This is a genomic window from Nocardioides taihuensis, from assembly GCF_042657275.1.
Lineage (GTDB): Bacteria > Actinomycetota > Actinomycetes > Propionibacteriales > Nocardioidaceae > Nocardioides > Nocardioides taihuensis.
Genome location: NZ_JBHSKD010000008.1, coordinates 152,988 through 177,066, shown reverse-complemented (window position 1 = coordinate 177,066; position 24,079 = coordinate 152,988). Strand labels below are relative to the sequence as shown.

The window sequence follows — 24,079 nt, the reverse complement described above, 5'->3', positions numbered from 1 at the left end:
GACGTCAGGAGGAGCGAGTGGCGACGACGTCGGCGAAAGCCTCGAGGGCCTGGCGGACGGGGCCGTCGGGGACCACGCTGAGGCGGTCCTTGGCCTCGGCGGCCTGCGCGACGACGTAGGCGCGGGCCTGCTCGAGCGCCGGGTGCCGGCGGAGGAGGGCGAGGGCCTCGGCGTGGCGGGCGTCGTCGGTGAGGTCGCCGTCGAGGAGCTCCAGCAGGCGCGCGTCGGCGGGGTCGGCCGAGGCGCGGGCCATCAGCACCGGCAGCGTGGGCACGCCCTCGCGGAGGTCGGTGCCGGGGGTCTTGCCGGAGACGTCGTGGTCGGAGGCGATGTCGAGGATGTCGTCGGAGAGCTGGAAGGCCGAGCCCACGATCTCGCCGTACGCCGTGAGGGCCTCCTCGACCTCGGGCGCCGCGCCGCCGAAGCGGGCGCCGTAGCGGGCGGAGGTGGCGATCAGCGAGCCGGTCTTGCCGGCGACGACGTCGAGGTAGTGCGCGAGCGGGTCCTCGTCGGGGCCGGGCTGCACGGTCTCCAGGATCTGGCCCTCGACGAGCTTGGTGAACGTCTGCGCCTGGATGCGTACGGCGTCCGCCCCGAGCTCGGCGGTGAGCTCCGAGGACTTCGAGAACAGGAAGTCACCGGTGAGGATCGCGACGTGGTTGTCCCAGCGGGCGTTCGCGGAGACCGCACCCCGCCGCAGCTGGGCCTCGTCCATGACGTCGTCGTGGTAGAGCGACGCGAGGTGCGTGAGCTCCACGACGCAGGCGGCGGTGACCACCTCGTCGGAGTCGGGGTGCGAGCCCGCCTCGGCCGCGAGCAGCACCAGCAGCGGCCGGAAGCGCTTGCCGCCGGCCTCCATCAGGTGCGAGGCCGCCTCGGTCACGAAGCCGGCGCGGCTCCGGACGTGCTCTGCCAGCGCCTGCTCGACGACGTCCATGCGCCGCCCCAGCCGCTCGGCGAGGGCGGGGTCGGTGACGGGCAGGGCCAGCCCCGTCGACGTCGACCCCGGTGCGGTGCTCACCTGATGAAGTCTCCCGCACGGCCCGCGAGGTCGAGCACCGGCCCCGGCAGGATGCCGATGGCCAGCGTCGCAGCGGCTCCCACCGCGATGGTGGCGGCGGTGAGCACGGACGGCGTCGCGACGCTCGGCCCCTCGGCCGCCGGCTCGCGGAAGTACATGATCAGGATGACCCGCACGTAGAAGAACGCCGCGATGATGCTGGTCAGGATCGCGGTGACCACGACCGGCCAGGCCCCGGCGGAGAGGGCGACCTCGAAGACCGCCCACTTGCCGACGAAGCCCGAGGTCAGCGGGATCCCGGCCATCGCGAGCAGGAAGAAGGCGAAGACGCCCGCCACCAGCGGCGACTCCTTGCCCAGGCCCGACCACCGCGCCAGCTGGGTCTGCTCGCCGCCCGAGTCACGCACCAGCGTCACGACGGCGAAGGCACCCAGCGTGGCGAAGCCGTAGGTGACGAGGTAGAAGAGCACCGCCTGCAGCGAGGTGAGCTCGCCGTCCGCGAGCTCGGTCGCGCTCTGCACCCCGAGCACGCCGGTGAGCAGGAAGCCCGTGTGCGCGATCGAGGAGTAGGCGAGCATCCGCTTCACGTCGGTCTGGCTGATCGCCACGACCGCGCCGACGACCATGGTCAGGATCGCGACGACCCACATCATCGGCTGCCAGCTCCACCGGTCGGCGCCGAAGGCGACGTGGAAGAGCCGGAGCACGGCGCCGAACGCCGCGACCTTGGTGGCCGCAGCCATCCAGGCGGTGACCGGGGTGGGCGCCCCCTGGTAGGCGTCGGGCGTCCAGCTCTGGAACGGCGCCGCGCCGACCTTGAAGAACAGGCCGACGGCCATCATGCCCATGCCGATCAGCAGCAGGGTCTGGTTGCCGATCTCGTTGCGGACCGCCTCGTTGATGGCCGCGAACTCCATCGAGCCGGCGAAGCCGTAGACCAGCGCGATGCCGTAGAGGAAGAAACCGGAGGAGAAGGCGCCCAGCAGGAAGTACTTCAGCGCGGCCTCCTGGCTCAGCAGGCGGCGCCGGCGCGCCAGGCCGCAGAGCAGGTAGAGCGGAAGCGAGAAGACCTCGAGCGCCACGAACAGCGTCAGCAGGTCGTTGGCCGCGGGGAACAGCATCATGCCGCCCACCGCGAACATCATCAGCGGGTAGACCTCGGTGTGCTCGAGGCCCGACGTCGACGCCTGGCGCTCGGCCTCGGTGCCGGGCAGCGCGGCAGCCTGGCCGGCGAACGCCGTGACGCCGCCCTCGAGACGACGCTCCGCGAAGAGCAGCACGCCGGCGATGCCGAAGAGCAGGATCAGGCCCCACAGGAACACGGCCGGTCCGTCGACGGCGATGGTGCCCTCGGCGGCGATCGTGCCGTGGGCGAGGCCGTCGGCGACCGACGGCAGGTCGGCGGCGACCAGGCAGGTGCCGACGAGCGCCACCACGAGACCGACGAGGGTCAGCAGCGTCTGGACGACGTAGCGGCGCTCACGCGGCAGGAACGCCTCGACGAGCACGCCCGCGCAGGCGACGCCGAAGACGACGAGCATCGGCCACAGCTGGGCGTACTCGATGGAGGGCTTGACGAAGTCGTTCACTGCTGGCCTTCCTCAACCATCTCGGGCTCGGCCGCGGGGACGTCCGGCCCGTCGTCCTGGTAGTCGACCTGCTGGAGGATGGAGTCCACCGCCGGGTTGATCGCGTCGAGCAGCGGCATCGGGAAGAAGCCGAACAGCACGAGCGCCAGCACCAGCGGCGCGACGGTCCCGACCTCACGACGGTCCAGGTCGGGCAGCCGGCCGCGGTCGGGGCGCTCGGGACCGGTGACGGTCCGCTGGTACATCCACAGCGCGTAGAACGCCGCCAGCACGATCACGGTCACCGCGACCGCGCCGACCCACGGCGCGTGGTCGAAGGCGGCGATCAGCACGAGCAGCTCGGAGACGAACGGCGAGAGGCCGGGGAGGCCGCAGGCCGCCAGGCCGGCGATCAGCAGCACGCCCGCCAGCACCGGCGCCGACTTCTCGTAGCCGCCCATCTCGCTGATCAGCGTGGTGCCGCTGCGCTTGACGAGGTAGCCCACGACCAGGAACAGCAGGGCGGTCGCGATGCCGTGGTTGACCATGTAGAGGATCGCGCCGCTGCCGCCCTCGGGGGTGAACACGAAGATGCCGAGCACGATCAGGCCGAAGTGCGACAGCGAGGTCAGACCGACCAGGCGCAGGATGTCGTCCTGGCCGAGCGCGACCAGCGCGCCGTACACGATCGAGATCAGCGCGAGCACGACGACGACCGGCGTGGCCCACTCCGAGGCGCCCGGCAGGATGCCCAGGCAGATCCGCAGCATCCCGTAGGCGCCGATCTTGTCGAGGATGCAGACCAGCAGCACGCTCGTCGGCGGCGTGGCCTTCTCGGTCGTGTCGGCCAGCCAGGTGTGCAGCGGGAAGAGCGGTGCCTTCGCCGCGAACGCGATGAAGAAGCCCACGAAGAGCCACTGCTGCGCGCTCTGGCTGATGTCGAGGTCTCCCAGCTCCGACATCAGGTACGTCGGGTGGCCGGCGTCGGCGGAGACGACGTAGAGGCCGATCACCGACCCGAGCATCACCAGACCGCCGCCGAGCTGGTAGATCAGGAACTTCACCGCGGCCCGGCCGCGGCCGGAGCGGCCCCAGCCACCGATCAGGAAGTACGCCGGGATCAGCGTGGCCTCGAAGAGCACGTAGAAGAGGAAGACGTCGGTGGCGGCGAAGACCGCGATCGAGAAGGCCTCGAGGGCGAGGGTCCAGGCGAAGAACGAGCCCGGGTCGCGCCCGGTCTCCTCGCCGGCCTCGTGCCACGACGCGATCAGCACGATCGGCACCAGCAGCGCGGTCAGCGCCACCATCACCAGGCCGAGGCCGTCGACGCCGACGGCGTAGTAGGCGCCGAAGACGGTGATCCACTCGTGCTGCTCGGTGAACTGCATGCCGCCGGAGGTGTCGTAGCCGGTGGCCATCACCACCACGCCGACCAGGGTCAGCAGGGAGACGCCGAGGCCGACCATCTTGTCCACGCCGGTCGGCAGGAATGCCGTGACCACGGCGCCGACGAGCGGCACCAGGATCAGGGCGGTGAGCCAGGGGAAGTCGTTCATGCGAGGTTCACCGCCAGGAGAGCGAGGAGGACGAGGAGGACCCCGCCGAGCAGGGACAGGGCGTAGGAGCGGACGAAGCCGTTCTGCACGCGCCGCATGATCGAGGAGACGCCGCCGACCCCGAGGGCACCGCCCTCGACCACGCCGTCGACGCCCTTGCGGTCCATGGTCGCGAGGCCGTGGACGACGTGGGCACCCGGGTCGACGACCAGCGTGTCGTTGATCGCGTCGCCGTAGAGGTCCTGCCGGGCCGCGCGGGTGACGAAGGAGACCTCCTGTGGAGCGACCCGTGGCACCGGGTTGCGCCCGATCAGGAACCAGGCGATGGCCACGCCGACACCGACGACCAGCACGACGATCACCGAGACCCACAGCGCCCCGATGGGTGGCTCCTCGTGGACCGGGCCGCCGACGACCGGGGCGAGGAAGTCGACGATCCAGTCGTTGAGCAGCAGCACGCCGCCGAGCACCGACAGCGCCGCGAGCACGATCAGCGGGATCGTCATCACCTTGGGCGACTCGTGCGGGTGCACGTCCTTCTCCCAGCGTTCGTCGGTGAAGAAGGTCATCAGCATCAGCCGGGTCATGTAGAAGCCGGTGATGCCCGCGCCGAGAACGGCGAACACGCCCGCCACCCAGCTCTGCGCCAGCGCGGTCTCGATGATCGAGTCCTTGGACCAGAAGCCGGAGAAGCCCGGGAAGCCGATGATCGCGAGGTAGCCCATGGTGAAGGTCAGGAAGGTGACCGGGAGCATCTTGCGCAGCGTCCCGTAGTGGCGCATGTCGACGTCGTCGTCCATCGCGTGCATCACCGAGCCGGCCCCGAGGAACATGTTGGCCTTGAAGAAGCCGTGGGTCAGCAGGTGGAAGATCGCGAACGCGTAGCCGGCGACACCCAGGCCGGCGCCGAGCATCATGTAGCCGATCTGGCTCATGGTCGACCCGGCGAGCACCTTCTTGATGTCGTCCTTGGCGCAACCGATGATCGCACCCCACAGGAGCGTGACCACGGCGACGACCACGACGACCGTCTGGGCATCGGGAGCGCGCTCGAAGATGAAGTTGGAGCGGACGATGAGGTAGACGCCCGCGGTGACCATCGTCGCGGCGTGGATCAGCGCCGACACCGGGGTCGGGCCCTCCATCGCGTCGAGCAGCCAGGCCTGCAGCGGGACCTGGGCGGACTTGCCGCAGGCCGCGAGCAGCAGGAGCAGGCCGAGCGCCGTCATCGTCGACTCCGAGGCATCGCCCGCGACGTGGCTGATCGCCGCGAAGTCGGTGGTCCCGAAGGTCACGAACAGCAGCGCGATCCCCAGCGACAGGCCGATGTCACCGACGCGGTTGATGATGAAGGCCTTCTTCGCCGCGGCGGCTGCGGAGTTCTTGTGCTGCCAGAAGCCGATCAGCAGGTACGACGCGAGGCCGACGCCCTCCCAGCCGAGGAACAGACCCACGTAGTTGGCGGCCAGCACCAGCATCAGCATCGCGGCCACGAACAGGTTGAGGTAGCCGAAGAACCGCCGCCGGCGCTCGTCGTGCTCCATGTAGCCCACCGAGTAGAGGTGGATGAGGGAGCCGACGCCGGTGATCAGCAGCAGGAACAGCGCGCTGAGCGGGTCGTAGAGGAGGTTCATGTGCACGACGAGGCCGCCGGTCTCGAACCAGGTCCAGAGGTTCTGCTGCACCGCGCGGTCGTCGTCGGGCCGGCCGAGCAGCTCGACGAACATGACCAGGCTGAGCACGAACGACAGCGACGGCAGCAGGACGCCGAGCCAGTGGCCCCACTTCTCCACGGCCTTCGGCGCGATCGCACCACCGAGCAGGAGGACGACGGCGCCGAGCAGCGGCAGCGCGATCACCAGCCAGAGCAGCGAGAAGACGCCGTCCGCCGCGGACGGGTCGATGACCGGGATGCCGTGTCCCGTCTCGAGCGAGAGGATCTGAGCAGTCAAGGGTCGGCGCCTCTCAGTACTTCAGCAGGCTCGCGTCGTCGACCGAGGCCGAGCGACGGGTCCGGAAGATGGTCATGATGATCGCGAGGCCGACGACGACCTCGGCGGCGGCGACGACCATGACGAAGAACGCCGCGACCTGCCCCTCGAGGTTGCCGTTCTGGAACGCGAAGGTCACCAGCGCGAGGTTCGACGCGTTCAGCATCAGCTCCACGCACATGAACACCACGATCGCGTTGCGGCGCGTGAGCACGCCGATGCAGCCGATCGTGAAGAGGATCGCCGAGAGGACGAGGTACTCGGTCACGTCGCGTCCTCCTCGGTGGCGCTGGAGGTACCGGCCTTGCCGGAGCGACGGCCCTCGTCGGTCGAGACACCGCCCAGCTGCTGCTGGACGACCTCGATGTCGTCAGCCAGCTTCGGCGCCGATCGCACCGTGCCGCGGGCCGCGAGCACGCGGGAGACCGACGCCTCGGCGGCGGTCCCGTCGGGGAGCAGCGCCGGGGTGTCGACCGCGTTGTGGCGGGCGAAAACGCCGGGGGGAGGCAGCGGACCCGGGTGCTTGCCGGACTCGGCGTAGTCCTTCATCCGCTGCGCGGCGATGCTGGCCTGCGTCTCCTTCGGCGTCAGGCGCTCGCGGTGGGCGAGCACCATCGCGCCCAGGGCCGCGGTGATCAGCAGCGCGCTGGTCACCTCGAAGGCGTAGACGTACTGGGAGAAGATGATGTTCGCGAGCGCCTGGATGTTCCCGCCGGCGTTCGCCGCGTCGAGGCCGACCTCGGTGCCCAGCGAGATCTGCCCGAGGCCGAGGACCAGCACCACGCCGAGCAGCAGGCCGGCGAACCACGCGGCCACCCGCTGGCCCCTGATCGTCTCGACCACCGAGTCGGAGGCGTCGACGCCCACGAGCATCAGCACGAAGAGGAAGAGCATCAGGATCGCGCCGGTGTAGACGATGATCTGCACCGCGAAGAGGAACGGCGCGTCCAGCTCGAGGTAGAGCACCGACAGGCTGAGCATCACCACGGCGAGCAGCATCGCGGCGTGCACGGCCTTGCGGACGAACAGGATGCCGAGCGCGGCGGCCACCATGATCGGCGCCAGGACCCAGAAGACGGTCACGGCTGGGCCTCCTTGGAGGGCGCGGCGTACGCGCCGCGGTAGTAGTCGCCCTCGTCGTCACCGAGCCGCATCGGGTGGGGTGGCTGCTCCATGCCGGGCAGCAGCGGGGCGAGCAGGTCGGACTTCTCGTAGATGAGGTCCGCGCGGTTGTTGTCCGCGAGCTCGTACTCGTTGGTCATCGTGAGCGCGCGGGTCGGGCAGGCCTCGATGCAGAGCCCGCACAGGATGCAGCGCAGGTAGTTGATCTGGTAGACGCGGCCGTAGCGCTCACCGGGCGAGAACCGCCCCGAGCCGTCGGGCTCGTCGGTGTTCGACGCACCCTCGACGTAGATCGCGTCGGCCGGGCACGCCCAGGCGCACAGCTCGCAGCCGATGCACTTCTCGAGGCCGTCGGGCCAGCGGTTGAGCTGGTGCCGGCCGTGGAAGCGCGGAGCCGTCGGCAGCTTCTCGAAGGGGTACTGCTCGGTGACCACCTTCCTGAACATGGTGCGGAAGGTGACTCCGAAGCCCGCGATCGGGTCCCAGAACTGTTCCTTCAGGGTCGCCATCAGGCTTCGCCTCCCTGCGCCTCGGCGGTCACCGGGCGGCTCGTCTTCTCGAAGGTGAGGGTGGCGGCGGGGCCGCGCACCGCTCCGCCGGCCGGCATGGGCGGCACCGGGAACGAACCCGGTGCCAGGTCCTCGGGCGCCGAGGCCGGGCCGGCGGCCTCCTCCTCCTGCTCGCCGAAGAAGAACAGGACCAGCAGCAGCGCGGCCGCGATGCCGATGCCGATCAGCAGGTACTTGCGGTCGATCCCGCCGTCGAGCGAGACCGCGCGGATGGTGGCCACGGCCACGATCCAGAGGAGCGCGATCGGGATCAGGCGCTTCCAGCCGAAGTGCATGAACTGGTCGTAGCGCAGCCGCGGCAGCGACCCGCGCAGCCAGATGAAGAAGAAGATGAAGAACAGGACCTTGCCGAAGAACCACAGCAGCGGCCAGTAGCCCTCGTTGGCGCCTGACCAGATGTGGTCGATCCAGAACGGCGCCTGCCAACCGCCGAGGAACAGCGTGGTCGCCAGGGCGGAGACGGTGGCCATGTTGACGTACTCGGCCAGGAAGAACAGCGCGAACTTCAGGCTGGAGTACTCGGTGTGGAAGCCGCCGACCAGCTCGCCCTCGGCCTCGGGGAGGTCGAACGGCGCGCGGTTGGTCTCGCCCACCATCGCGATCACGTAGATCACGAACGACGGGGCGAGGATCAGGCCGAACCAGAGCCGGTCCTGGGCCGCGACGATCTCGGAGGTCGACATCGAGCCGGCGTAGAGGAAGACCGCGACGAGCGCGAGGCCCATCGCCACCTCGTAGGAGATCATCTGCGCGCTCGAGCGCAGACCGCCGAGCAGCGAGTACGTCGAGCCGCTCGACCAGCCGCCGAGCACGATGCCGTAGATGCCGACCGAGGCGATCGCCATCACGAACAGCACCGCCACCGGCATGTCGGTCAGCTGGAGCGGCGTCTCGATGTCGGTGAAGGGCACCGTGACGACGGGCCCGAACGGGATCACCGAGAAGGTCACGAACGCCGGGATCACCGCGATCACCGGTGCCAGCAGGAAGACCGCCTTGTCCGCGGCCTTGGGGACGATGTCCTCCTTCAGCGCCAGCTTCACGCCGTCGGCCAGCGACTGCAGCAGGCCGAAGGGCCCGTTCACGTTGGGGCCGATCCGGTGCTGCATCCGGGCCACGACACGGCGCTCCCACCAGATGTTGAAGAGCGTCAGCAGGACCAGCACCAGGAAGATCAGCACGGCCTTGAGGGCGATCAGCCAGCCCGGGTCGTTGCCGAACTCCGACAGGGTGTCGGTCTCCGTCGCCAGCGGCAGGATCTGCGAGATCACAGGTTCGCTCCCTTCAGGCCGACCCGGCTGCCGGGTGAGGCGAGGTCGGCCAGCACACCGCGACCGGCGCTGTTGGCCGGCACCCAGACGACGCCGTCGACGACGTCGTCGACCTCGACCGGCAGCGTGTGCTCGCCGCGGTCGCCGGTGATGGTCACCGCGGGCCCGAGCGCATCGGCCATCGCGGGCGACATCCGGGCCACGGTCATGCGGGCGGTGGCGCGCAGGGCGTCGTCGCCGTGCTGCATGGTGCCGTTGTCGAGCATCTGCTTCCAGGTCGCCAGCACGACGCCGTCGCCGGGCACCGGGGCCGCGACCGGCGCGGCCTCGAGCGAGGCACGCTCGCCGTCCCAGCCGCCGAGCTGCTCCATCTCGGCGCGCGCCTCCGCCACGGTGCGGAAGCCGAGCGTGGTGCCCATCTCCCCGGCGATGCCGGCGAGCACCCGCAGGTCGGGCAGCGAGGCCGCGTTGCCGAAGATCTCGGGGAACGGCCGCGGGCGGCCCTCCCAGTTCACGAACGTGCCGGCCTTGTCGGTGACCGGGGCGACCGGGAACACGACGTCGGCGGCCCGGGTCACGTCGGTCTCACGCAGCTCGAGCGACACCACGAACGACGCGGCGTCGAGGGCGGCGCGGAACGCGGCGGGGTCGGCGGTGTCGTCGGGGTCGACGCCGGCGACCACGAGGCCGCCGAGCTCGCCGGCCACCAGCGCGGCGACAACGGCGTCGGCGTCGCGGCCGACCGCCTCGGGCAGCGAGTCGACGCCCCACGCGGTGGCGACGTCGACGCGCGCAGCGGCGTCGGCGACGGGCCGACCGCCGGGCAGCAGGTTGGGCAGGCAGCCGGTCTCGATCGCGCCGCGGTCACCGGCCCGGCGCGGCACCCACGCCAGCCGGGCGCCGGTGCGGGCGGCGAGCCGGGCGGCGGCGGTGAGCGCTCCCGGCGACGTCGCCAGCCGCTCGCCGACCAGGATCACCGCGTGCTTGTCGACGCCGTGCTCGCCCTGCTCCACCAGGGCGTCGAGCGCCGCGGCCTCGTCGCCCGGGCGGGTCGGCACGAGGTGGCCCGACATCTTCTGCAGGCCGCGCGAGGCGAAGGGGGCGATCGACACGACGCGGGTGCCCCGGCGCGAGGCCTTGCGCAGGCGCAGGAAGATCGCCCCCGCCTCGTCCTCGGGCTCGAGGCCCGCGAGGACGACGACCGGGGCGGCCTCGAGATCGGCGTAGGTGACCCCGCCGCCACCGGGGCCGCGCAGCACGACCTCGGCCGCGAGGAACGCGGTCTCCTCGGCCGACAGCGGGCGGGCCCGGAAGTCGACGTCGTTGGTGCCGAGCACGGTGCGGGCGAACTTGCTGTAGCCGTAGGCGTCCTCGGCGGTGAGGCGTCCGCCGGTCAGCACGGCGGCGTCGCCGGCGGCACGCAGGCCGCGCGCGGCGACGGCGAACGCCTCGACCCACGAGGCGGGTCGCAGCGAGCCGTCCTCGTCACGGACCTGCGGGTAGCGCAGGCGGTCGGGGGCGGTGGCGTAGGTGAACGCGAAGCGGTCCTTGTCGGTGATCCACTCCTCGTTGACCTCGGGGTCGTTGCCCGCGAGGCGGCGCATCACCTTGCCGCGGCGGTGGTCGACGCGGATGGCGGAGCCGCACGCGTCGTGCTCGGCGACCGACGGCGTCGAGACCAGGTCGAAGGGCCGCGAGCGGAAGCGGTACGCCGCGCTGGTGAGCGCGCCCACCGGGCAGATCTGGATCGTGTTGCCCGAGAAGTAGGACTCGAAGGGCTCGTGCTCGTAGATGCCGACCTGCTGGAGGGCGCCGCGCTCGAGCAGCTCGATGAACGGGTCACCGGCGATCTGCTCGGAGAAGCGGGTGCACCGCGCGCACAGCACGCAGCGCTCGCGGTCGAGCAGCACCTGCGCGGAGATGTTGATCGGCTTGGGGAAGGTGCGCTTGACGCCCTCGAACCGGCTCTCCCCGCGGCCGTTGGACATCGCCTGGTTCTGCAAGGGGCACTCGCCGCCCTTGTCGCAGACGGGGCAGTCGAGGGGGTGGTTGATCAGCAGGAACTCCATGATCCCCTGCTGCGCCTTGTCGGCGACCTTGCTGGTGGCCTGGGTCTCGACGACCATGCCCTCGGCCACCGGCAGCGTGCACGAGGCCTGCGGCTTGGGGAAGCCCCGGCCGTTGCCGGCGTCGGGGATGTCGACGAGGCACTGCCGGCAGGCGCCGACGGGCTGGAGCAGCGGGTGGTCGCAGAACCGGGGGATCTGCACGCCGACCTGCTCGGCGGCGCGGATCACCAGGGTGTCCTTCGGGACGCTGACCTGGACGCCGTCGACGGTCAGCGTGACCAGGTCGGTGGCCGCGGCCTTCTCGGGAGTGGTCGTCATCTACTTGGCCCCCGCGGTCGCGCTGGAGAAGACGGTGGAGGCGGCCGGGTCGAACGGGCAGCCCCCGTGGGACAGGTGGTCGAGGTACTCCTGGCGGAAGTACTGGATCGAGCTCGTGATCGGCGAGGTGGCGCCGTCGCCGAGCGCGCAGAACGCCCGGCCGAGGATGTTGTCGCACTGGTCGAGCAGCAGCTCGAGGTCGGCCTCGGAGCCCTCGCCGCGCTCGAGCGCGGCCAGCGTCTGCACCAGCCACCAGGTGCCCTCGCGGCACGGCGTGCACTTGCCGCACGACTCGTGCTTGTAGAACTCCGTCCAGCGCAGCACCGCCCGCACCACGCAGGTGGTGTCGTCGAAGATCTGCAGCGCCCGGGTGCCGAGCATGGAGCCGGCGGCGCCGATCGCCTCGAAGTCGAGCGGGACGTCGAGGTGCTCGGCGGTGAGCAGCGGGGTGCTGGAACCGCCGGGGGTCCAGAACTTGAGCTCGTGGCCCTCGCGCACGCCCCCGGCGAGCTCGAGCAGCTCGCGCAGCGTGATGCCGAGCGGCGCCTCGAACTGGCCGGGGTTGGTGACGTGGCCCGACAGCGAGAAGATGCCGTAGCCCTTGGACTTCTCGGTGCCGAGCCCGGCGAACCAGCCGTGGCCGTGCTCGATGATGCTCGGCACGGACGCGATCGACTCGACGTTGTTGATCACCGTCGGGCTGGCGTACAGGCCGGCCACCGCCGGGAACGGCGGGCGCAGGCGCGGCTGGCCGCGACGGCCCTCGAGGCCCTCGAGCAGGGCGGTCTCCTCGCCGCAGATGTACGCACCCGCGCCGGCGTGGACGACGACGTCGAGGTCGTAGCCCGAGCCGTGGATGTCCTTGCCGAGGTGGCCGGCGAGGTAGGCCTCCTGCACGGCCTTCTGCACCCGGCGGATCACGTGGAGCACCTCGCCGCGGATGTAGATGAACGCCTTGTTCGCGCGGATCGCGTAGGAGCTGATGATCACGCCCTCGAGGAGGGTGTGCGGCGTGGCCATCATCAGCGGGATGTCCTTGCAGGTGCCCGGCTCGGACTCGTCGGCGTTGACGACGAGGTACTTCGGCCGGGGGTTGTCCTGCGGGATGAAGCCCCACTTCATGCCGGTCGGGAAGCCCGCACCGCCGCGTCCGCGGAGGCCGGACTCCTTGACCTCCTCGATGATCGCGTCGGGCGCCATGCCGAGGGCCTTGCGCAGCGCGCCGTACCCGCCGCGGCTCTCGTAGGCCTCGAGGGTCCAGGAGCGCTCCTGGTCCCAGTTGTCGGTGAGGACCGGGGTCAAGGTGTCAGTCACGCGTGTCCTCCTGCTCCACGGTCTCGGACTCCGCCCGCGAGGTGTCGGCCTCGGCCGCCCCCTGCGACGGCGACCCGGCGCTCACGCTCCGGGGGGCCGACCCGCCGGCGGCGCCGGGGGCGGTCCAGCCGCGCTCGCGCGCGATGCCCAGGCCGACCAGGCTGGGCGCGCCGGCCGAGGGGCCCTCGTCGGCGAGGTCGTCGGGGAAGCCGGCGAGCACGCGCTCGGCCTGCCGCCAGGTGGTGATCTCGGGGCCACGCGTGGAGCGCACCGGACGACCGGCGCGGAGGTCGTCGACGACCTCGACCGCGGACTCCGGCGTCTGGTTGTCCATGAACTCCCAGTTGACCATCATCACCGGCGCGTAGTCGCAGGCCGCGTTGCACTCGACGTGCTCGAGGGTGATCTTGCCGTCGGCGGTGGTCTCGTCGTTGCCGACGTCGAGGTGGTCCTTGAGCCGCTCGAAGATCAGGTCGCCGCCCATGACCGCGCACAGCGTGTTGGTGCAGACGCCGACGTGGTAGTCGCCGACCGGGCGGCGCTTGTACATCGTGTAGAACGTCGCGACGCCGCTGACCTCGGCGGCGGTGATGCCGAGGACGTCGGCACAGGCCTCGATCGCCTCGGCGGTGACCCGACCCTGCACCGACTGCACGAGGTGCAGCATCGGCAGCAGGCCGGAGCGGGGCTCCGGGTAGCGGGCCGCGATCTCGCGCAGCTCCGCCCAGGTCTCCTCGGTGAGCTCCTGGCTCATCGGTCGACGCCTCCCATCACGGGGTCGATCGAGGCGATCGCGACGATGACGTCGGCGACCATGCCGCCCTCGCTCATCACGCTGGTCGCCTGCAGGTTGGTGAACGAGGGGTCGCGGAAGTGCGCGCGGAACGGGCGGGTGCCGCCGTCGGAGACGACGTGGGCACCGAGCTCGCCGCGGGGCGACTCGATCGGGACGTACGCCTGGCCCGCCGGGACGCGGAAGCCCTCGGTGACCAGCTTGAAGTGGTGGATCAGCGCCTCCATCGACTCGCCCATGATGTGGCGGATGTGGTCGAGGGAGTTGCCCATGCCGTCGCTGCCGATGGCCAGCTGGCTCGGCCAGGCGATCTTCTTGTCGCCGACCATGACCGGCGCGCCCTCGAGGCCGGCGAGACGGTCCGCGGCCTGCTCGATGATCTTCAGCGACTCCCACATCTCGGCGAGGCGGATGCGGAAGCGACCGTAGGAGTCGGCGGTGTCCCAGGTCTGGACGTCGAAGTCGTAGTCCTCGTAGCCGCAGTAGGGCTGGGTCTTGCGGAGGTCCCACGGGTAGCCGGTGCTGCGCAGCACGGGGCCGGTGAGGCCGAGCGCCAGGCAGCCGGACAGGTCGAGGTGGCCGATGCCCTCGAGGCGGGCCTTGAAGATCGGGTTCGCGTTGCAGAGCGCGGCGTACTCGGGCAGGCGCTTCTTCATCAGCGTCACGAAGTCGCGGATCTCGTCGAGCGCACCCGGCGGGAGGTCCTGGGCGACACCGCCCGGGCGGATGAAGGCGTGGTTCATGCGCAGGCCGGTGATCAGCTCGAAGAGGTCGAGCACGAGCTCGCGCTCGCGGAAGCCGATCGTCATCACGGTCAGCGCGCCGATCTCCATGCCGCCGGTCGCGATGCAGACCAGGTGGGAGGAGATCCGGTTGAGCTCGGAGAGCAGGACCCGCATGACCTGGGCCTTCTCCGGGACGTCGTCCTCGATGTCGAGCAGCCGCTCCACGCCGAGGCAGTAGGTGAGCTCGTTGTGGAACGGGGAGAGGTAGTCCATCCGGGTGCAGAACGTCACGCCCTGCGTCCAGGTGCGGTACTCCATGTTCTTCTCGATGCCCGTGTGGAGGTAGCCGATGCCGCAGCGGGCCTCGGTCACCGTCTCGCCCTCGAGCTCGAGGATCAGCCGGAGCACGCCGTGGGTCGACGGGTGCTGCGGCCCCATGTTGACGACCACGCGCTCCTCGACGGCCTCGCCGAGGCCGTCGGTGATGGAGTCCCAGTCCTGGCCGGTGACGGTGAAGACCCGTCCACCGGAGGTGTCGGAGGACGGGGCGTAGATGTCCTGGTCAGTGGTCATGAGTACGACCTCCGCTCGTCGGGCGGCGGGATGGTGCCGCCCTTGTACTCGACGGGGATGCCGCCGAGGGGGTAGTCCTTGCGCTGCGGGTGGCCCGGCCAGTCGTCGGGCATGAGGATCCGGGTGAGCGAGGGGTGACCGTCGAAGACGATGCCGAACATGTCGAAGGTCTCGCGCTCGTGCCAGTCGTTGGTCGGGTAGACGCTGACGATGCTGGGGATGTGGGGGTCGGTGTCGGGCGCGGTGACCTCGAGCCGGATCCGGCGGTTGTGGGTCATCGAGAGCAGGTGGTAGACCGCGTGCAGCTCGCGCCCGGTCTCCTCGGGGTAGTGGACCCCGCCGACGCCCGAGCACAGCTCGAAGCGCAGGGCCGGTTCGTCGCGCAGGGTCTGCGCCACGACCGGCAGGTCCTCGCGACGGACGTGGAAGGTGATCTCGCCGCGGTGGATGACCACGCGCTCGACGGCGTTGGCGACGCCGCCCTCGGTGAGCCGCGCCTCGAGCGCGTCGGCGACCTCGTCGAACCACCCGCCGTAGGGGCGCTGCGCGGCGCCGGGCATGACCACGGGGGCGATCAGGCCGCCGTACCCGCTGGTGTCGCCGGAGCCGTGGGCCCCGAACATGCCGCGCCGGACGCCGATGGCCTGCTCGGACTGCGCGCCCTCGGGGAGGACCTCGCTGCCGGGCTCGGTGGCCCCCGTCGTCTTCTGGTCCTGGTCGCTCATCGAAGCAGGCCCCGCATCTCGGAGGTCGGCAGGGCGGCGAGCGCCTCGGTCTCCTGGGTCTCGATCTCGGCGCGGCGGTTGCTGCCGAGCTTGGTGTGCTGCACCTGGTCGTGCAGCTTGAGGATCGCGTCGATCAGCATCTCGGGCCGCGGCGGGCAGCCGGGCAGGTACATGTCGACCGGGACGACGTGGTCGACGCCCTGGACGATCGCGTAGTTGTTGAACATGCCGCCACTGCTCGCGCACACGCCCATCGCCAGCACCCACTTGGGGTCGGGCATCTGGTCGTAGATCTGGCGCAGCACGGGCGCCATCTTCTGGCTGACGCGGCCGGCGACGATCATCAGGTCGGCCTGGCGCGGGGAGGCGCGGAAGACCTCCATGCCGAAGCGGGCCAGGTCGTACTTGGGCCCGCCCGTCGTCATCATCTCGATGGCGCAGCAGGCGAGCCCGAACGTGGCGGGCCAGAAGCTGGCCTTGCGCATGTAGCCCGCGACGCCCTCGACCGTGGTCAGCAGGACGCCGCTGGGGAGCTTCTCTTCGATACCCACGTAGTGCCTCTCAGTCCCAGTCGAGGCCGCCGCGGCGCCAGACGTAGGCGTAGGCGACGAAGACGGTGGCGATGAACAGGACCATCTCGACCAGCCCGTACATGCGCAGCTCGTCGAACTGCACGGCCCACGGGTAGAGGAAGATGATCTCGATGTCGAAGACGATGAACAGCATCGCGGTGATGTAGTACTTCACCGGGAAGCGGCCGCCACCGACGGGCTGCGGCGTGGGTTCGATCCCGCACTCGTAGCTGTCGAGCTTGGCGCGGTTGTAGCGCTTGGGCCCGACCAGCGCGCTCATCACGACGGAGAAGATCGCGAAGCCTGCGGCGAGGAGGGCCAACGCCAGGACCGGCGTGTACAGCTCCATCGACTGTTCCCTTCGTTGTGCAGCGCGCGCACCGGAGCCCTCGTCTGGACCGGTTGTGACCTTGTGAATGCCTTCACATAAGTGGCGCAGGGCACAGTCTAGGGGTCCGCAGAAGGTGACGGAACCCGGGGGGCGGGCCGAACGTTCCGCCTCCTGACCTGCACATTTAGCCGACGGTCACGTTGCGAAAATGAGGCCGCCGCGACGGGTCAGGCGGTCGCCCGGTGCAGGGCGACGATGCCCCCCGAGAGGTTGCGCCACTCGGCGTTCTGCCACCCGGCCTCGCCGACCATCGTGGCCAGCCCCTGCTGGTCGGGCCACGCGCGGATCGACTCGGCGAGGTAGACGTAGGCGTCCGGCGAGGACGAGACCGCCCGGGCGATCGTGGGCAGGGCCTTCATCAGGTACTCGAGGTAGACCGTGCGGAACGCCGGGAACGTCGGGTGGCTGAACTCGCAGACGACCAGGCGTCCGCCGGAGCGGGTCACCCGGTGCAGCTCGGCGAGGCCGGCGCGGGGGTCGACGATGTTGCGCAGCCCGAAAGAGATCGTCACCGCGTCGAAGGTGTCGTCGGCGAAGGGCAGCCGGGTGCCGTCGCCGGCGGTGAACGGCAGGTGCGGGCGGGCCTGCTTGCCGACCCGGAGCATGCCGAGCGAGAAGTCGCAGGGCACGACGCGGGCGCCGAGGTCGGCGAAGGGCTGGCTCGACGTCCCGGTGCCGGCCGCGAGGTCGAGCACGAAGTCCCCCGGTCGCGGGTCGACCGCACGCAGCACGTCGCGGCGCCAGCGCCGGTCCTGGCCGAGGGAGAGGACGTCGTTGGTGACGTCGTAGCGGCGGGCCACGGCGTCGAACATCCGTCGGACGTCGGTCGGCTGCTTGTCGAGGTCGGCGCGGGCCACGGGAGAAGGGTAGGCGGCACCGCCACCGGCCTCGGACGCGGGAGTCGCCGCAGGTCACGGGCCGGTCACGACACGACCGGGCAGCAACCAAATGACGGGGTGCCGCGTCCTCTGGTCGACACACTGGTGCTTCCGCCTGACCGGGGAGATCGTGATGAGAGTCCTGCGCACGTTGCTGCTGACCGTGCTGGTCGTCGGCCTGCTCGCGGCTTCGGCGTTCGGCGCCGGGCGCGTGCTCCGCGACCGCGGCGAGCGCGCGAGCGCCTCCGACACCGGCGCCGTGCCGGTCGAGCCGACCTCGTCGGGCCCGACGTCGACCAGCACCGCGGGCGACCCGACCCCGACCGCACCGGACACCACGGTCGACCCCGAGCCGACGTTCGACACCCTCGTCCGCGGCGACCGTGGTGTCCGGGTGCGCGAGCTCCAGCAGCGCCTCTTCCAGCTCTCCTGGCTCCCCGAGACCACCACGGGCGTCGTCGACGACGCGACCGTCACCGCCGTGCGCGGCTTCCAGGCCAAGCGCCACCTGCGGGCCACCGGCATCGTCGACGAGCGCACCTGGCAGCGGCTCGTGCGGATGACGAAGGAGCCCACGCACGACCAGCTCTTCAACGTCTTCGAGCCCGGTCCGGCGATCCTCGAGCACGGCGACAGGGGCCAGGACGTCCGCGACCTGCAGGCCCGGCTGGTCGAGATCGCGTGGCTCTTCGGCGACGTCTCCGGCGTGTACGACGACGAGACGGTCAAGGCGGTCAGGGGCTTCCAGGCCAAGCGTGAGATCCCCGTGACCGGCGAGGTCGACCAGCGCACCCTCGACCGGCTGCACGCGATGACCACCACCCCGACCCGCGAGGCGATGTTCAACCTCGGCCCGCAGGCCGGCGCGCTCGACGCCCGCTGCCGGACCGGCCGCGTGATCTGCGTCGACAAGACCTCGAGCACGCTGCGCTGGGTCGTCGACGGCAAGGTGCAGCTCACGATCGAGGCCCGCTTCGGCGCCTCGACCACGCCGACCCGCGAGGGCCTCTTCCACGTCTACTACAAGGACGCCGACCACGTGTCGCGCCTCTACGGCTCCTCGATGCCCTACGCGATGTTCTTCTCCGGCGGGCAGGCCGTGCACTACTCCTCCGACTTCGCCGCCGTCGGGTACGCCGGTGCGTCGCACGGCTGCGTGAACGTGCGCGACTACGACGCGGTGGCCTGGCTCTTCGACGCGGTGCAGGTCGGCGACAAGGTGGTCGTCTACTGGTCGTGACGACTGCGTCACGCCCCGCGCTCGGCCCGTGTGTGGCGATGCGGGGGCCCGTGGGCCGCGGGTCTACTCTTGGCCCTCGTGACCACGAGCGCGACCCCGGGTGAGCAGGCCGGCACCCTCGTCGTCCGCACGGTCCCCCTCGACCCCGCCGCGGTCGACTCGATGCTCGACCTCCTCCCGACCGACCAGCCGGTCACCTGGCTGCGCCGCGGCGACGGGCTCGTCGGCTGGGGCGTCGCCGCCGAGGTCCGCACCTCCGGCCCGACCCGCTTCGCCGACGCCGACAAGTGGTGGGACGAGACCACGACCCACGCCGTGGTCCGCGACGAGGTCGGCGAGCCCGGCACCGGCCTGGTCTGCTTCGGCTCCTTCACGTTCGCCGACGGGCCGGCCGCCTCGGTGCTGGTCGTGCCACAGGTCGTCGTCGGCCGCCGGGGCGGCACCGCCTGGCTGACCACGGTCTCGCGCGGCGCGCTGACCCCGCCGCCCGTCGTACCGCACGCGGCTGAGGCGCCGGCCCCTCCGGTGGGTGTGAGCTTCGCCGACGGTGCGCTCGACGGCGAGCACTGGATGTCGGTCGTCGCGGACGCCGTGGCGCGGATCGGTGACGGCGACCTGGAGAAGGTCGTGCTCGCCCGCGACCTGGTGGCGACCGCCGACGAGCCGATCGACGTCCGCTGGCCGCTGCGCCGGCTCGCCGAGGACTACCCGATGTGCTGGACCTTCCACGTCGACGGCCTCTTCGGCGCGACGCCGGAGATGCTGGTGCGCCGCGAGCGCGGCCTGGTCACCTCGCGGGTGCTGGCCGGCACGATCCGCCGGACCGGCGACGACGAGCGCGACCTCGCGCTGGCCGCCACCCTCGCCCGCTCGTCGAAGGACCTCGAGGAGCACGAGTACGCCGTGCGGTCGGTCGCCGACGCCCTCGACCCGCACTGCTTCTCGATGAACGTGCCCGAGGCGCCGTTCGTGCTCCACCTGCCCAACGTCATGCACCTCGCGACCGACGTCGCGGGCGTCGTGCACGACGCGGCCACCGTCTCCTCGCTGCGCCTCGCCGAGGCACTGCACCCCTCGGCCGCCGTCGGCGGCACGCCCACCGACGTCGCGGTCGACCTGATCGCCGCGATCGAGGGCATGGACCGCGGCCGCTACGCCGGCCCGGTCGGCTGGATGGACGCCAGCGGCGACGGCGAGTGGGGCCTGGCCCTGCGGTCCGCCCAGCTCGAGGGCGCGACCGTGCGGCTGTTCGCGGGGTGCGGCATCGTCGCCGACTCCGACCCCGAGGCCGAGCTCGCCGAGTCGCAGGCGAAGTTCGTGCCCGTGCGCGACGCGCTGTCCGCGGGCTGACGCAGCCCCGGGTCAGAGCTCGGAGCCGTCGGGGAGCCGGCGGTAGTCGAGCCCCTCCTTCGGCAGGAACGCGTTGAGGTGGCCGTCGACGATGCCGAGGCCGGCCTCGGAGTAGACGCGGTCGTGGATCGCGACGTTGCGCGGCGCCTTCACCGCGCGCGCGAACTCGACGGCCTCGGAGGCGCGCATCCAGGGCGCGCTGACCGGCAGGCAGAGCACGTCGACGTGCTGGCCGGGCTCGGTCAACGCGTCGCCGGGGTGGTAGACCGTGGTGTCGCCGGCGGTGACGACGTACCCGCTGTTGCGGAAGCGCGGGAATTCAGGGTGGATCACTGCGTGCAGCTCGCCGACCACGCGCACCGGCAGGCCGACGTCGAGCTGCTCGTCCGGCGACACGACCGTGACCCGATCCATGAGGTCGGGAGCGTCCTCGCGGATCCGGGCGGCGACGTCGGCGATGGTCCAGATCGGGGCGTCGGTGCGGCGCAGGTGGTCGGGCAGGTAGTGGTCGGGGTGCTCGTGGGTGATCAGCACCGCCGTGGCCCCGTCGACCGCGTCCGGCTCGGTGAAGACACCGGGGTCGAGGACCACCACGGCACCGTCGTGCTCGATGCGGACGCAGGCGTGGCCGAGCTTGATGAGCCTCATGCGGGCAGCCTATTCGGGTGGTGGCAGGGCGCCCGGACCGCGACAATCGCCCGGTGCTCGAGGTGGCGGTCTCCGGTCTGGTCACGGGGTGGGCGATCGCGGTCCCGATCGGGGCGGTCGGCGCGTTCCTCGTGACGCTGACCGCGCGCACCTCGTGGCGGGTCGGCTCCGCCGCGGCGTTGGGCATCGCCACGGTGGACGGCGCGTACGCCGCGCTCGCGGTCGTCGCGGGTGCCGCGGTGGCTGCCGCCCTGGCACCCGTCGCCACCGCGCTGCAGGTCGCGTCGGGCGTGGTGCTGCTGGTGATCGCCGGCCTGACCCTGGTGCACGCCCTGCGGCCGCGGGCCGAGCCCGACCCGGCCACCCCCGCGGAGCAGCGCCGCATGCACCCGGGCGCGGCGTACCTGCTCTTCGTGGGGATCACGGCGGTGAACCCGACGACGGTGGTCTACTTCGCGGCGATCGTGCTCGGGAACCAGCACCTGGTCTCGACCGCGACCGAGGGCGTGGTCTTCGTGGTGGCGGCCTTCGCCGCCTCGGCGTCGTGGCAGCTGCTGCTCGCGGGCGGCGGCGCGGCGCTCGGGCACGCCGTGACGGGGCCGCGCGGGCGACGGGTCACCGGTGTGGTGTCCGCCATGGTGATCGCGGCGCTGGCCGTCCCTACGATGCTGGGGTGACTCCTGAGCGCGCGCCGAAGCATCGGGGCGAGGTCGTGCTCCGCGCCGCCACGGCGAAAGACGCCGAGGCCGGTGCGGACCTGCAGCGCATCTGCTGGCACGAGGCCTACACCGGTCACACCGACCCGAAGATCCTGGCGGCCCGCCTCGCCGACCGCGACCGCTGGGTCGAGGCCTGGCGGACCCAGCTGGCGTCCGGCCCACCCCGGGTGGTCGCCGAGGAGGACGGCGTCCTGATCGGCTTCGCGGTGGCCGGCCCGACCCGCGACAAGGACGCCCCGGTGCCCGAGGAGCTCTACGCGCTCTACACCCGCGAGGCCTGGTGGGGCAGTGGTCTCGGCGACCGCCTGCTGCGGGCGGTGCTCCCGCGCGAGCGCGCGGCGAGCCTGTGGGTGCTGTCGACGAACGAGCGGGCCCGGCGCTTCTACGCCCGGCACGGCTTCCACCCCGACGGCGCCCACCACCGCTACGCCGGTCTCGACGTGGAGGAGATCCGGCTGGTGCGGGCAGGGGTCACCGCGGACGGTCGCACCGTCCGTCCCTCCTAGCGGCGTCTCCTGGCGGCGCCTCGCCGAGCGGTCAGCCGGTGAGGTGGTGCACGAAGCACCACCGCCAGTCCTCGCCCTGCTCACCGGACTGGATGACGGGGTGCCCCTCGCGGTGGAAGTGGCGGGTGGCGTGCCGCTCCGGCGAGGAGTCGCAGCACCCGACCTTCCCGCAGGCGATGCAGACGCGCAGGTGCACCCACTGGGTGCCCTCCGCGACGCAGTCCTCGCACTCGCCCGGCGTCCGCGGCTCCGCCGCCGGAGTGTCGTCGGTGAGGTCGTCGCACAGGCCGCCCACGTTGCGCGCTGCCCGGCGACCGGCACCCACCCGGCCGTCCTCGTTGCTCGTCACGACGTCCAGCATGCTCTCCTCCACGTCGAGCATGGCCAGGACCTCGCTCACGACCTCGTGCGGGACGTTGCCCTCGCTGCGCACGTCGAGCACCTTCCCGCGTTCGGCCTCGAGCATCTCCAGCCGCAAACGGGCGTAGGTCTGCGTGGGCGTCTCGTGGTCGCCGTCGGGGTCGCCGAGCTGCTCCCAGACAGCGAAGTTGCGCTGCTCGATGCGACGCCTGATGGTGCCGCCGACGTCGTGCGGGTCCCCGTCGGCGCCGGCCTCCTCGAGGCGCTCGTCGAGCACCGCCAGGCCGGCCTCGGTCGCCTGGTGCAGGAGCGTGGCGCGGGCCAGCGCGTCGGCCGCCGGGTCGGGCGGCGGCACCTGCAGCCGTCGGGCCACCCACGGCAGGGTCAGGCCCTGCAGGAAGAGCGTCCCGGCCACCACCGTGAAGGCGACGAGCAGGAGGATCTCGCGGTCCGGCACGTCGACGGGGATCACGAACGCCGCCGCCAGCGTCACCACACCGCGCATCCCGGCCCAGCCGAGCAGGAAGGTGTAGCGCCAGCTGGGGTGGTGACCGGTCTCCGGGTCGGGCCCCGGCCGCACCAGCAGGTAGCGGGCGAAGAAGACCCAGACCATCCGCAGCACCACGACGGCGACCAGCGTGGCCACGCACGTCAAGGCGATCGTGGCGGCCGGGACGTCGCTCTCGGCGACGTCGGCGAAGAGCCACTGGGCCTGCAGGCCGATCAGCAGGAAGACGGTGTTCTCCAGGACCCACGAGATCGTGCGCCAGATCGTGCGCTCGGCGAGGCGCGACTGCGCGGTCTGGATGATCGGCGCCTTGTGACCGAGCAGCAGCCCCGCCACGACGACCGCGACCACCCCGGAGGCGTGGAACTCCTCGGCCAGCAGGTACGCCGCGAAGGGGACCACGAACGACACCGCGGTGTCGAAGACCGGGTCCTGGATCCGGTGCCGGGCCTTGGCCACGACCACGAAGGTCAGCAGCCCGGCCAGCACCCCTCCGCCCGCGGCGAGCAGGAAGTCGAGGCCGACTTCGAGCGCGGTGACCCCGACCGTGGCGGCGAGGGCCGTGCGCAGGGCGACCAGGGCGGTGGCGTCGTTGAGCAACGACTCGCCCTCGAGGATCGTGACCAGCCGTCGGGGCAGACCGATGCGGCGGCCGATCGCCGTCGCGGCCACCGCGTCCGGAGGCGCGACGACGGCACCGATCGCGAAGGCGATCGGCCACGAGATCTCCGGCAGCACCGCGTGCACGACCACGCCGACGCCCAGCGTCGTGAACGCGACCAGCCCGACCGACAGCAGGAGGATCGCGCGCCGGTTGGCGTTGAAGTCGATGAGCGACGTGCTGATCGACGCGGCGTACAGCAGCGGTGGCAGGAGCCCGAGCAGCACGACCTCCGGCTCGAGGTGCACCTCCGGCACGCCGGGCGCGTACGACGCCACGATGCCGGCCGCGATCAGCAGCAGCGGCGCGGGCACGTCGAGGCGCGCAGCGACCGCCGATCCCACCAGGACTCCGACCGCGAGCGCCACGATGAACAACGCGAGCTCCACGCGTACATCCTGCAGGGTCGGTGGCGAGGGGGCGACAACAGACGTGGCACCGTCGGTCGAGCTTGTCTCCACCATGGCGCCGTCGCCGGCCGCCGGCTCGTCGGTGGTCACCGCGACGTCGATCCCACGTGGTCGCTCGCCGCTGTGGTCCAGGCACCACTTCTTCGCCGTCGTCGGCTCTCGCTGGGTGCCACTCGACCCTGGTTGCGGCCCGACACACGGCCCGGAAGTCTGATCGAATC

Annotated in this window: 22 protein-coding genes; 4 read left to right on the top strand and 18 right to left on the bottom strand. The window is 71.5% G+C overall.

Going from position 1 to position 24,079, the window contains the following annotated elements:
- Positions 1-4: 4 nt before the first annotated feature.
- The 16 genes from ACFPGP_RS08685 to ACFPGP_RS08610 form a co-directional block, all read right to left on the bottom strand.
- Positions 5-937, bottom strand: a complete 933-nt coding sequence (locus ACFPGP_RS08685; RefSeq protein ID WP_378589533.1) for a polyprenyl synthetase family protein — start codon at positions 935-937, stop codon at positions 5-7.
- A gap of 80 nt (positions 938-1,017) precedes the next feature.
- On the bottom strand, positions 1,018-2,562 hold the full coding sequence (nuoN, locus tag ACFPGP_RS08680; RefSeq protein ID WP_378589532.1) for an NADH-quinone oxidoreductase subunit NuoN: 1,545 nt from the start codon (positions 2,560-2,562) through the stop codon (positions 1,018-1,020).
- A gap of 44 nt (positions 2,563-2,606) precedes the next feature.
- A complete protein-coding gene (locus tag ACFPGP_RS08675) occupies positions 2,607-4,145 on the bottom strand; it encodes an NADH-quinone oxidoreductase subunit M (protein ID WP_378589273.1) in 1,539 nt (512 codons plus the stop codon).
- Positions 4,142-6,097: an NADH-quinone oxidoreductase subunit L gene (gene nuoL / locus ACFPGP_RS08670; protein ID WP_378589271.1), complete on the bottom strand. Its 1,956-nt coding sequence runs from the start codon at positions 6,095-6,097 to the stop codon at positions 4,142-4,144. The genes ACFPGP_RS08675 and nuoL overlap by 4 nt, the downstream gene beginning before the upstream one ends.
- Positions 6,098-6,110: 13 nt before the next feature.
- On the bottom strand, positions 6,111-6,404 hold the full coding sequence (gene nuoK / locus ACFPGP_RS08665) for an NADH-quinone oxidoreductase subunit NuoK (RefSeq protein ID WP_378589270.1): 294 nt from the start codon (positions 6,402-6,404) through the stop codon (positions 6,111-6,113).
- Positions 6,401-7,219: an NADH-quinone oxidoreductase subunit J gene (locus ACFPGP_RS08660; protein WP_378589268.1), complete on the bottom strand. Its 819-nt coding sequence runs from the start codon at positions 7,217-7,219 to the stop codon at positions 6,401-6,403. The genes nuoK and ACFPGP_RS08660 overlap by 4 nt, the downstream gene beginning before the upstream one ends.
- Positions 7,216-7,767 carry an NADH-quinone oxidoreductase subunit NuoI gene (gene nuoI, locus ACFPGP_RS08655; RefSeq protein ID WP_378589266.1) on the bottom strand — a complete coding sequence of 184 codons (552 nt, stop codon included), beginning with the start codon at positions 7,765-7,767 and terminating at the stop codon, positions 7,216-7,218. Before nuoI ends, ACFPGP_RS08660 begins: the two co-directional genes overlap by 4 nt.
- Entirely contained in the window at positions 7,767-9,098 is a 1,332-nt protein-coding gene (nuoH, locus tag ACFPGP_RS08650; protein ID WP_378589265.1) for an NADH-quinone oxidoreductase subunit NuoH, read from the bottom strand. Before nuoH ends, nuoI begins: the two co-directional genes overlap by 1 nt.
- Positions 9,095-11,485 carry an NADH-quinone oxidoreductase subunit G gene (locus ACFPGP_RS08645; RefSeq protein WP_378589263.1) on the bottom strand — a complete coding sequence of 797 codons (2,391 nt, stop codon included), beginning with the start codon at positions 11,483-11,485 and terminating at the stop codon, positions 9,095-9,097. The genes nuoH and ACFPGP_RS08645 overlap by 4 nt, the downstream gene beginning before the upstream one ends.
- Positions 11,486-12,799, bottom strand: coding sequence for an NADH-quinone oxidoreductase subunit NuoF (gene nuoF / locus ACFPGP_RS08640; protein WP_378589261.1), 1,314 nt, complete (start codon positions 12,797-12,799; stop codon positions 11,486-11,488).
- Positions 12,792-13,553 carry an NADH-quinone oxidoreductase subunit NuoE gene (gene nuoE / locus ACFPGP_RS08635; RefSeq protein ID WP_378589259.1) on the bottom strand — a complete coding sequence of 254 codons (762 nt, stop codon included), beginning with the start codon at positions 13,551-13,553 and terminating at the stop codon, positions 12,792-12,794. Before nuoE ends, nuoF begins: the two co-directional genes overlap by 8 nt.
- Positions 13,550-14,890: an NADH-quinone oxidoreductase subunit D gene (locus tag ACFPGP_RS08630; protein ID WP_378589257.1), complete on the bottom strand. Its 1,341-nt coding sequence runs from the start codon at positions 14,888-14,890 to the stop codon at positions 13,550-13,552. The genes nuoE and ACFPGP_RS08630 overlap by 4 nt, the downstream gene beginning before the upstream one ends.
- On the bottom strand, positions 14,887-15,615 hold the full coding sequence (locus ACFPGP_RS08625; protein WP_378589255.1) for an NADH-quinone oxidoreductase subunit C: 729 nt from the start codon (positions 15,613-15,615) through the stop codon (positions 14,887-14,889). Before ACFPGP_RS08625 ends, ACFPGP_RS08630 begins: the two co-directional genes overlap by 4 nt.
- Complete coding sequence (locus ACFPGP_RS08620) at positions 15,612-16,166, bottom strand: NuoB/complex I 20 kDa subunit family protein (protein ID WP_378589253.1); 555 nt, start codon at positions 16,164-16,166, stop codon at positions 15,612-15,614. The genes ACFPGP_RS08625 and ACFPGP_RS08620 overlap by 4 nt, the downstream gene beginning before the upstream one ends.
- Before the next feature lie 10 nt (positions 16,167-16,176).
- Positions 16,177-16,536 carry an NADH-quinone oxidoreductase subunit A gene (locus ACFPGP_RS08615; RefSeq protein ID WP_378589251.1) on the bottom strand — a complete coding sequence of 120 codons (360 nt, stop codon included), beginning with the start codon at positions 16,534-16,536 and terminating at the stop codon, positions 16,177-16,179.
- Positions 16,537-16,745: 209 nt separating this feature from the next.
- Entirely contained in the window at positions 16,746-17,435 is a 690-nt protein-coding gene (locus ACFPGP_RS08610; protein ID WP_378589249.1) for a demethylmenaquinone methyltransferase, read from the bottom strand.
- Between the two features lie 154 nt (positions 17,436-17,589).
- Here ACFPGP_RS08610 and ACFPGP_RS08605 point away from each other — a divergent pair, with 154 nt between their 5' ends.
- The gene (locus tag ACFPGP_RS08605; RefSeq protein ID WP_378589247.1) at positions 17,590-18,696 is read left to right on the top strand and encodes a L,D-transpeptidase family protein; all 1,107 of its coding nucleotides are present in this window, start codon (positions 17,590-17,592) and stop codon (positions 18,694-18,696) included.
- Positions 18,697-18,765: 69 nt separating this feature from the next.
- A complete protein-coding gene (locus ACFPGP_RS08600) occupies positions 18,766-20,046 on the top strand; it encodes an isochorismate synthase (protein WP_378589245.1) in 1,281 nt (426 codons plus the stop codon).
- Between the two features lie 12 nt (positions 20,047-20,058).
- Here the strand turns inward: ACFPGP_RS08600 and ACFPGP_RS08595 are convergent, their stop codons facing one another.
- A complete protein-coding gene (locus ACFPGP_RS08595; RefSeq protein WP_378589243.1) occupies positions 20,059-20,694 on the bottom strand; it encodes an MBL fold metallo-hydrolase in 636 nt (211 codons plus the stop codon).
- A gap of 53 nt (positions 20,695-20,747) precedes the next feature.
- Between ACFPGP_RS08595 and ACFPGP_RS08590 the strand changes: the two genes are divergently transcribed.
- Positions 20,748-21,371, top strand: a complete 624-nt coding sequence (locus ACFPGP_RS08590) for a LysE family transporter (protein WP_378589241.1) — start codon at positions 20,748-20,750, stop codon at positions 21,369-21,371.
- Complete coding sequence (locus ACFPGP_RS08585; protein WP_378589239.1) at positions 21,368-21,919, top strand: GNAT family N-acetyltransferase; 552 nt, start codon at positions 21,368-21,370, stop codon at positions 21,917-21,919. The genes ACFPGP_RS08590 and ACFPGP_RS08585 overlap by 4 nt, the downstream gene beginning before the upstream one ends.
- Positions 21,920-21,950: 31 nt before the next feature.
- Here ACFPGP_RS08585 and ACFPGP_RS08580 read toward each other — a convergent pair whose 3' ends face one another.
- Entirely contained in the window at positions 21,951-23,837 is a 1,887-nt protein-coding gene (locus tag ACFPGP_RS08580; RefSeq protein WP_378589237.1) for a Na+/H+ antiporter, read from the bottom strand.
- Positions 23,838-24,079 lie beyond the last annotated feature (242 nt).